We start from the raw sequence: 8354 nt of genomic DNA, 5'->3' as shown, positions 1-8354 counted from the left end.
GGTGGAGGGCGTCACCTGGTCGCTGGGCGGGCCGTCGGCGTACCACCCGCGAGCCAGCGCGGAGGTGAAGCTGGCGGACGGCACGGTGCTGGGCCACGTGGGGGAGCTGCACCCGAAGGTGGTCAAGGCGCTGGGGCTGCCCGAGGGCGTGTTCGTGTTCGAGCTGGACACGGAGCCTTTGTACGCGGCGTCTCGGCTGGTGCCCGAGTACCGGGCGCTGCCGAAGTTCCCGGCGGTGCTACGCGATTTGGCGGTGTTGGTGCCGGTGGAGCTGGAGACGGGGGCGGTGCGGAAGGTGATTCTGGAGGTGGGCGGGGCGCTGGTGGAGGACGCGTTGGTGTTCGACGTGTACACGGGCAAGCAGATTCCCGAGGGGAAGAAGAACCTGGCGTTCGCGCTGCGGTACCGGGCCACGGACCGGACGTTGACGGACGTGGAGGTCAACGAGGCGCACAAGCGGATCGTCTCGGAGGTGGACCAGCGGCTGGGTGCTTCGCTGCGTGCCTGAATTCCTGAATGAAGTCAGAGGGTTGACTTGGCTTCGGGAAGGCTGCAACAGTGGCCGGGCGTTCACCGCGTTGAGGGTGAGGGCATCCCGAGGATTCGCATGACGAAGGCGGACATCATCGAGGGCGTCTACGAGAAGGTCGGCTTCTCGAAGAAGGAGTCGGCCGAGATCGTGGAGCTCGTGTTCGACACGCTCAAGGAGACGCTGGAGCGTGGGGACAAGATCAAGATCTCCGGGTTCGGCAACTTCCAGGTGCGCCAGAAGAAGGCGCGCGTGGGCCGCAACCCGCAGACGGGCAAGGAGATCGAGATCTCGGCGCGTCGGGTGCTGACCTTCCGGCCGAGCCAGGTGTTGAAGAGCGCGCTGAACGGCGAGGCCCCGCCCGAGGATCACGCGGAGATTGACGCGCGGGAGGAGGCGGCGGCGGACGCGGCGGAGGCCCGTGGCGAGGACTTCGACGAGGAGGGAATGGAGGACTCGGAAGGGTAGGTTTTTCCACGGCGCCCTGCTGCTCTTGCTTGACCTGGGCGTTGTGTAGGGGCATAAGGGCGCACCGTTTCACGACGGCGGCCGCAAAGAAGTTCTCGGGGCGTAGCGCAGCCTGGTAGCGCACTTGCTTGGGGTGCAAGTGGTCGCAGGTTCAAATCCTGTCGCCCCGACCATCGAAGGCCCTGGAGATTCGCGGGTTTCCCGTGAGCCTCCAGGGCCTTCACCTTTTGGGCTCCCGGACTCCAGCAGCAAACTAGCAGCAAGCGGAACGGGCTCGGCTCCAGCAGCAAGCAGGGCTTGAGGAACAGGCTCACTGGGGCCTGGAGCCATGGTCCCGAACGCGAGCAGGTTGAGTCCCTTGCGCATGTCCTCCACATCGAGGTGGCCGTAGATCTCCGAGGTGATGGCCGGGTCCGAGTGGCGGAGGATGCGCTGCACGGTGGCCAGCGGGACGCCCGCCTTGAGCAGCAGGGTGGCGGTCGTGTGCCGCAGGTCATGGAAGCGCAGCGGGCGAGGGAGCGGCTTGGGCCAGAGCTTCATGCCGCAGCGAGGGCAGGGCTCGGGCACGGCGTGGCTCTTCTTCACCGCGTAGCCGCAGCCCTTGCGCCGGCAGACGTGGTTGTAGCCCTCCACCAGTCCCGCGCGCCCCAGGGCCCGGCGCAGCACCTTGTGCAGCGCGGAGTCCGGCGCACGCTGCGAGCCGTCCTCCGCAGGGAACAGCAGCTCCGAGGAGGAGGTGGCCATGGCCTCGCGCAGGAAGGGCACCAGTCCCTCGGCGATGGGGAGCAGGTCCGCGTGGCCGCCCTTCGTCGTGTCGCTCGCGTGAGAACGGGCCACCACGACGGTACCCGCAGTGAGGTCCACGTCCGACTTGCGGAGCGCCAGCAGCTCGCCCTTGCGCATCCCGGTGTAGACCGCCGTGGCGAACAGCGGGCGCCAGCGACGCTCCAGGGCCGCGAGCATCAGCGGGACCTCCTCGGCCTTGAGGTATTGCGGCAGCTTCTTCGGCTTCTTGAAGCGGGGGACGGCCTTGGCGGGATTGAGGCCGGAGAAGAGTCCTCGCCGGAGCGCCAACTCGAAGATGCGGTGGAGGAGGGCGCGCAGGTGGTTGAGGGACTCGGGAGACAACTCCTCGGTCTTCGCGTTGAGCAGCACCTCCAGGCGCGAGGGCGTGATGCTCTTGAGGGCCAGGGGGCCCAGCTCGTCACGCAGGTGCTTCTCGCCGAAGCCGAGGATGGTGGTGGAGCGGAGCCGGCTGCCCACCTCAGTCTTCCAGGCGTCCAGTGCCTCCCCGAAGGTGACCTGCTTGCGGTGCTCGGGCAGGGGCTCCAGACCGCGCCGCTGGCGGTCGGTTTGAACCTCCAGGTCGTGCAGGAGGGACTTCGCCTCGGTCTTCGTGGTGGCCTGGGTGGCGGTGTCGCGCCACCGGCCGTGGCCGTCCTTGAAGCGGACGTACCACTTGTCGTTCTTGCGGTAGATAGAACCCATCAGATAGTTCCTACATCTTGAAACCTCAGAGGTCCCGTCCTTATTGCTGGCGGGGAAGGGCGCCACTTCCCAGTTAGCGGCGCCCCTGCTCCTTGATGAACGCTCGAATGGCCGCGGGCTCGAAGCGCAGCAGCCCGCCGATCTTCACGCACGGGAGCTGCCCTGCCTGAGCCCGCTGGTAGACCCAGCTCCGGCTTGCCTTGAGGAACCGGGCCACGTCATTGGCGTCCCAGAGTCCCTCCTCATCCAGGGGCGCCGTGTCCTTCTTGTCATCACTCGGGAGCTTCATGGCGTGCGCCTCCCAGGGTGATGCGCTCCGTGTCCGTCCGTACTCAGCGAAGCCTTGGCCGACCCGTTACTCTTCGCCAGGAGCTGGCGTTTGATGTCCGCCACGGTGCTCTTGGGAATGCCGGTGCTCTTGGCGACGCTTCGCACTCCGGCGCCCGAGGCCAGCAGCTTCTCGGCCTGCTGACGCTTGAGCGGACCAGCCGGCCGGTACTTCCGGCGGGCCTGCCCGGCTCGCACCTTGCGCTGGTGGTCCGCTCCCAGCTTGCGCTGCTTCGAGGCGTAGGGCTGTGTGTCAGTCCAGGACACGAAGATGTTGACGTCCCGGTTCACCTGGCGCCTCTTGTTGTCCCAGCGGAAGAGGGTGCGGCCCTCCTCCACCACCTCCTCGTTGATGTGCTTGCCCTCACGCACGGCCTCCTCGGCGCTTATCAGGCGGACTCTCTGTCGTACCGGGGCGGCCTCCTCCGTGCCCTTCTGGATGCAGATGAGCAGCGTCTCCGCGAACTGCGACTTGTCCTCGATGGATGCGTGACGGGCCACCCGCACCACAGCCCAGGTGCCGTTCCGGGCGAGGACCGTCTCGCCAGGGCGGATGGCATCTGCCTTCTGGAGCAGCCCGTAGACGCGGGCGCGCGAGGTCACGATGGCATCGGCCTCGTGCTCGATGAGGAAGTCACTGCCCACTGACTTGAGCGCGTCCAGGGCGGGGCCGCTGAAGTCCACATCCGCCCCGGCCACCAGCGCGTCCGTGGAAATGAGCACCGCCCCCTTCTGGAGCAGCTCCGCCATCAACGCACGCGCCCGGCCGATGACGAGGGCGTACCACTCGGGTGCGTACAGCGAGCCCGGCATGGGGGGCTGGCGCATCAGCTCTCGCAGCGTGCGCGAGCGCCGCATCGCTGAGGCCGCCCCCGCCGGAAACCCTGCACGCCGGTGGGCCGTCTCGATGGCCAGCAGCCCACCACCTCGCTCGTGCTCGCCCAGCTTGCCGATGAAGGAGTTGAGCATGTTCTTGGCCAGCCGGTACTGGAGGCTGCCGCGCTCGGCCGCGGACTTCTCCCCGAAGAGGGCCTCCACGTAGCGGCCCACGTCGTGGTCTCGCTCCCGTGGGCCGGGAGAGAAGCCGTACGCCTCCACCACCTTCAGCTCAGCTCCCATCTGCATGGCCAAGCGTACCTCTGCGAAGGTGGCGTCGCTCACCCCGGACAGAGGGAAGAGCAGGCTCTTGCCCTTCACCGGCAGCACCGGGTAGCGCGTGTCCCTGGGGAACTCGAATTTGAAGCGGCCAAAGCCCTCCAACTCGCGAACCTCGTCCAGCGACTTCACGCGCCGCCACTGCGTCTTCGCGTGCGGGAGCGGCTGGAGGCGTGCGGCGCTCGGGTAAAGTGACACCACGTCGCGCTCCACCAGGGGAGCGATGTAGAGCCCACGGATGAAGACCTCCACCCGACCCCCGTGGATGGCGCGCAGGGCGGCGATGCGGACAGCGCGATCTCCAGCGAAGCGCGGCACCTGGCGCCGCGCCTCTTGGAACCCCCGCTTCGTCTTCCGGGAGTAGGTCTCCTCCTCGTACTCGACCGGCGCCGGCGTGCTGCGGAGGAACCCGTAACGGAATGCCGCCGCTGTCAGCGAGGCCAGCGAGGGATACATCAGCGGGTCCACTCCCCAGCGGTGGCGCATCTGGGCGCGGAAGGCCAGGAAGGCTTCGAGCACAATCTCCGCATCCGTGGCGGCGTAGCGGCGGAAGGTCTCCGGGTCCTCCTCCTTGAGCCGGCGCAGGTCCGTGCGGTCCACCGCCAGCTTCTCGCGGCCCACCAGCAGGGCCACCTTCTCCAGTCCCACGGCGAAGAAGGCGAAGAGATCCACCACCCGCAGCTCCCATTCGCCGTCATCGAGTGCCACCCGGGGCATCGTGGCGTGGTGGGCCTTCCCGATGGCATGGATGAGTAGCTCGCCCACCGGGTCCTTGAACTTGGAGATCTCCGCCGCCGCGAAGTGCGCCACGAGGTACACCTTGCGCGGCTGGTTCCTTGCGGGTCGTGTCCCTATAAGTGTGTAGTCGGCAAGGACGGACGCGCGGAAAAGAGGGAAGCTCCTCGGTGAAACCAAACCGAGATGGTCCTCCTTTGGCGAGGAGGCCGAGGAGTTCCCCGACGTGGACGATACCGAGTTTGCCGTGCCCTCGCACGAGGAGGTGCGCACCGACGTGCGCGGGCTGTTCCTAGGAGCCATCCGCATGACGCTGGAGATGCTGCTGGAGGAGGAGATTCGGGGCCTGGTGGGTGCGGGGCGCTGGCAGCAGGTGGCGGGGCGCAAGGACCAGCGCAATGGCAGCTACCTGCGCGGCCTCTTGACGTCCATGGGCCACCTGGAGGTGGCGGTGCCCCGAACCCGGGCCAGCGGAGCGGCGGGGGCGGTGCTGGGCCGCTACAAGCGGCGCAGCGAGGAACTCGACGAGGCGATTACCAGCGCGTACGTGCAGGGCGTCTCCACGCGGAAGATGGGCAAGGTGACGAGGGCGCTGATGGGCGAGGACGTCTCGCGCTCGACGGTGAGCCGGGTGACGAAGTCCCTCGAAGAGAAGGTGGAGGGCTTGCGCACCCAGCCGCTCACCCAGGCCTTCCCCTACCTCTACCTGGACGCCACCTTCCTGGACGCACGGTGGGCGCGCACGGTGCAGAACGTCTCCGCCCTGGTGGCCTACGGCGTGGGAGAGGATGGGCACCGGCACCTGTTGGCCGTGACTCTGGGCGGCAGCGAGTCGCAGGAGTCGTGGCTGGAGCTGCTGCGCCAACTGCTGGAGCGGGGGCTGACGGGCGTAAGGCTCGTCATCGCCGACGGGCACGCGGGCCTGGCCGCGGCGGCCCGACAGGCCCTGCCCGAGGCGCAGTTGCAGCGCTGCACGGTGCACCTCACCCGCAACGTGCTCGCCAAGGCCCCCTGGAGGCTGCGCGGGAGGCTGGGCAAAGAGACGTCGGCCATCTTCGAGGCCCCCACCCTCCAGGACGCCAGGAAGCGAATGGAGGCCCTCCAGGAGGGACTGGGGCGCCAGGTGCCCGAGGCCATGGAGTGCCTGCGCCAGGGCTTCGCCGCCGCCACCTGCTTCTTCTCCTTCCCCAAGGCCCACTGGAAGCGCCTGCGCAGCACCAACGGCCTGGAGCGCCTCCATGGCGAGGTGAAGCGCCGCATCCGCTCCGTGGGCGCCTTCCCGGACCGCGCCAGCGCGCTGCGCCTCATCACCGCTGTCGCCCTCGAAGTCACGGGCGTCTGGGACGACCGTCGCTACCTCGACATGTCCCTGCTGAACTCAAACTCAGACACCGCTGAATGACCCCGCCAAGGAGCCTTCCTCCCCCGAACCCCTCCGAACCAACTACACAGGATTCGGGACTTGACCGACATGCGCAAGGGCCTCGATCAACTCAACTTCACGGCACCCGAGCCGACCACTCCGGCCGAGTAGTTCCTACTGGTCGCCAGAGGCGAGCGAGGATGGGCACGACCTGCCCTGGTATGCCCCACCTCTCTCCTCAACAAATTTCCACTCGCTTCGTGCACCAAAGGATCATCGCAGTATAATGCACCAGGAAATTCTCCAGTGAATCACCGGTTGCATCAAAACGCGCATCATCGCATATTGGTGACGCCCAACGCCGAGAGGGGGTGCGCCAATGAGCAAGCTGGTCGAACTGATCCGAGAGTCGAAGAGCGCGAAGAAGGAGGAGATGGTCCCAACCACGCTGCGCCTTCCCGTCAAACTGAACTCGTACGTGGAGGGGCTGGCCGACTATCTGTCCTTGTCCAAGCAGGAGATGCTGCTGCGCTTGGTAGAGGAGGGCGTGAACGCCGCCGAGAGCGAACTGAAGCTGGACGACCCCGACGAAGAGAAGAAGCAGCAGGCGACCGAGCGGGAAGTGCAGGGGAAGTGCGGCTTCCATGTGCTGAACACCAACAAGCGGCACAGCATCGAGGACCACGAATGGATGATCCAGGAAGGGGTGGCTGCCGCTTTTTATGACCCCTGGAAATTCAACATCAACCGACTCAAGAAGGGCGATGTCGTCTTCCTGTACGCGAACGGAGCGGGGATCGTTGCGTACGGAACCGCAACGGGAGAGGTGTTGGTCAAGGATTACGACGGCAAGTCGGACGAGACCCACTACCAGAAGCTTCAGGGATTCAAGCGGCTGTCGAAGCCGATGCCTGCTGCTGAAGTCAGGAAGATCCTCAGTCGGAATGTCGTGTTCCTGAGGACCATGTCCGCGATGCCCGACGGCCAAAAGGTACTGGAGAAACTGGCCGCCTACGAGCGTACCTGAAGAGGCCGGCTACTCAGAGAAACGCCTGGACTGGCCACCGATGGGCAAGGTGTCGGGCAAGGTGTCAGAGAATTCGAGCCGCACCAGCGCACAGGAATAAGAGAGGGTCATGCCAAAACGAGGAGCAATATCCAGGCGGCAACTTCGCTGCCACGGGCTCTTCTACACTCGTGACTTGGCGAGTGGCGAGAGACAGCGATGCCGCAGCCAGCTTGTCCTTGAATTCTGCGACACCAAACCGAACGACCGAACACTGCTGTTCGGCCTCATGAATCCCGGCGCCAGTGTCCCGATGGATCCGGACGCCACCGCGAGCATTCCCATTGTCACCCACGCGAGTCAGCTCCCCGAGATGGCTGTCTGGCTGCCTACGATCCCCGATGCCACGCAAGCGCAGACCGTCCTGCTGATGGAAGCGCTCAACTGCGGGCGCGCCGTCGTCGTGAACCTCACCGATGTCTGCGAGCCGAACAGCAGTGCGCTCGGCCCGCGCGTGACCGCGCTCGCGAACAACACACCCCGTTGGGACTCCCTCTTCCACGCTCTGCGCCAAGCCGAACTGGACAATCTGCTGGCGGCCGGCCCCTACGTCGCCGTGATCGGCGGTTGGGGCGCCCTGGGGCCGAAGCAGGAGTGCCTACGGGCCGTGGCCAGAGAGGCCTGCGCCCATTTCCCTGGCATCATCGGGGCACCAGCCAGGTCGAGCTACCGGAACTTGGGATTCCGCCATCCCCGACCGACCGCTGCCGGCGGGCCGAAGCGGCGATACTACGGGAGCTGGCGAAAAGACGTGGCATCGCTACTGAACCTCTCCCAGGAGAGTGTGGCTGCGCTCAGCGCCGAGCACACGATCGACCTGCTCGTGGATAAGAACCGCATCTGGACCATTGACGGGAACCACAGCCTCAACATCGACTTGTCCTGCGTGAGCCGACCCGAAGGGACTTAGAGCCGAGCCCCTCCGCTTGCTGCTAGTTTGCTGCTGACCGCCCGGGCCCTGGAAAAACGAAGGGCGCGGAACCGAGGATTTCTCCAAGGATTCCGCGCCCTTTGAATGGTCGGGGAGACAGGATTTGAACCTGCGACCCCTTGGTCCCGAACCAAGTGCTCTACCAGGCTGAGCCACTCCCCGATATGTCCGTCCGCCGGCGGGTACTCCTCGGGACCGGCGAAAGTGCGGCGGTAGTACCCGAGCCTCACGGCTGAGTCAACGTCCTCGGATCACCTTTTCTTTCCCCCTCCCCACCTCCCCACCCTCCTGC

General features: G+C 66.3%; 6 protein-coding genes, 2 tRNA genes and 2 pseudogenes. 6 read left to right on the top strand and 4 right to left on the bottom strand.

Annotated features, from left to right (window positions below; genetic code table 11):
* From FL311_RS38100 to FL311_RS38090, 3 genes and pseudogenes are all read left to right on the top strand, one after another.
* Positions 1-508: pseudogene (locus FL311_RS38100) on the top strand (phenylalanine--tRNA ligase subunit beta); the annotation flags it as partial.
* 99 nt (positions 509-607) lie between these two features.
* On the top strand, positions 608-997 hold the full coding sequence (locus tag FL311_RS38095; RefSeq protein WP_046713974.1) for an integration host factor subunit alpha: 390 nt from the start codon (positions 608-610) through the stop codon (positions 995-997).
* Positions 998-1093: 96 nt separating this feature from the next.
* A tRNA-Pro gene (locus FL311_RS38090) sits at positions 1094-1170 on the top strand.
* A gap of 259 nt (positions 1171-1429) precedes the next feature.
* On the opposite strand, the pseudogene FL311_RS46365 reads toward FL311_RS38090, so the two are convergent.
* The 3 genes and pseudogenes from FL311_RS46365 to FL311_RS38070 all read right to left on the bottom strand — a co-directional run.
* A pseudogene (locus tag FL311_RS46365) lies at positions 1430-1960 on the bottom strand (tyrosine-type recombinase/integrase); the annotation flags it as partial.
* Positions 1961-2558: 598 nt separating this feature from the next.
* On the bottom strand, positions 2559-2774 hold the full coding sequence (locus FL311_RS38075; RefSeq protein WP_141332572.1) for a helix-turn-helix domain-containing protein: 216 nt from the start codon (positions 2772-2774) through the stop codon (positions 2559-2561).
* Positions 2771-4777, bottom strand: a complete 2007-nt coding sequence (locus FL311_RS38070; protein ID WP_194869538.1) for a DNA polymerase — start codon at positions 4775-4777, stop codon at positions 2771-2773. The genes FL311_RS38075 and FL311_RS38070 overlap by 4 nt, the downstream gene beginning before the upstream one ends.
* Before the next feature lie 151 nt (positions 4778-4928).
* Between FL311_RS38070 and FL311_RS38065 the strand changes: the two genes are divergently transcribed.
* The 3 genes from FL311_RS38065 to FL311_RS38055 all read left to right on the top strand — a co-directional run bounded on the left by FL311_RS38065 (position 4929) and on the right by FL311_RS38055 (position 8041).
* Positions 4929-6104 carry an IS256 family transposase gene (locus FL311_RS38065; RefSeq protein ID WP_141332570.1) on the top strand — a complete coding sequence of 392 codons (1176 nt, stop codon included), beginning with the start codon at positions 4929-4931 and terminating at the stop codon, positions 6102-6104.
* A gap of 340 nt (positions 6105-6444) precedes the next feature.
* Positions 6445-7092, top strand: coding sequence for a hypothetical protein (locus tag FL311_RS38060; protein WP_141332569.1), 648 nt, complete (start codon positions 6445-6447; stop codon positions 7090-7092).
* A 292-nt stretch (positions 7093-7384) separates the two neighbouring features.
* Positions 7385-8041, top strand: coding sequence for a hypothetical protein (locus FL311_RS38055; protein WP_194869537.1), 657 nt, complete (start codon positions 7385-7387; stop codon positions 8039-8041).
* Positions 8042-8147: 106 nt separating this feature from the next.
* On the opposite strand, the gene FL311_RS38050 is transcribed toward FL311_RS38055, so the two are convergent.
* Positions 8148-8224 (bottom strand) — tRNA-Pro (locus FL311_RS38050).
* Positions 8225-8354 lie beyond the last annotated feature (130 nt).

It is taken from the genome of Myxococcus sp. AB025B (assembly GCF_006518215.1).
GTDB classification, from domain to species: domain Bacteria; phylum Myxococcota; class Myxococcia; order Myxococcales; family Myxococcaceae; genus Myxococcus; species Myxococcus fulvus.
This window is presented reverse-complemented; position numbering and strand designations above follow the sequence as displayed.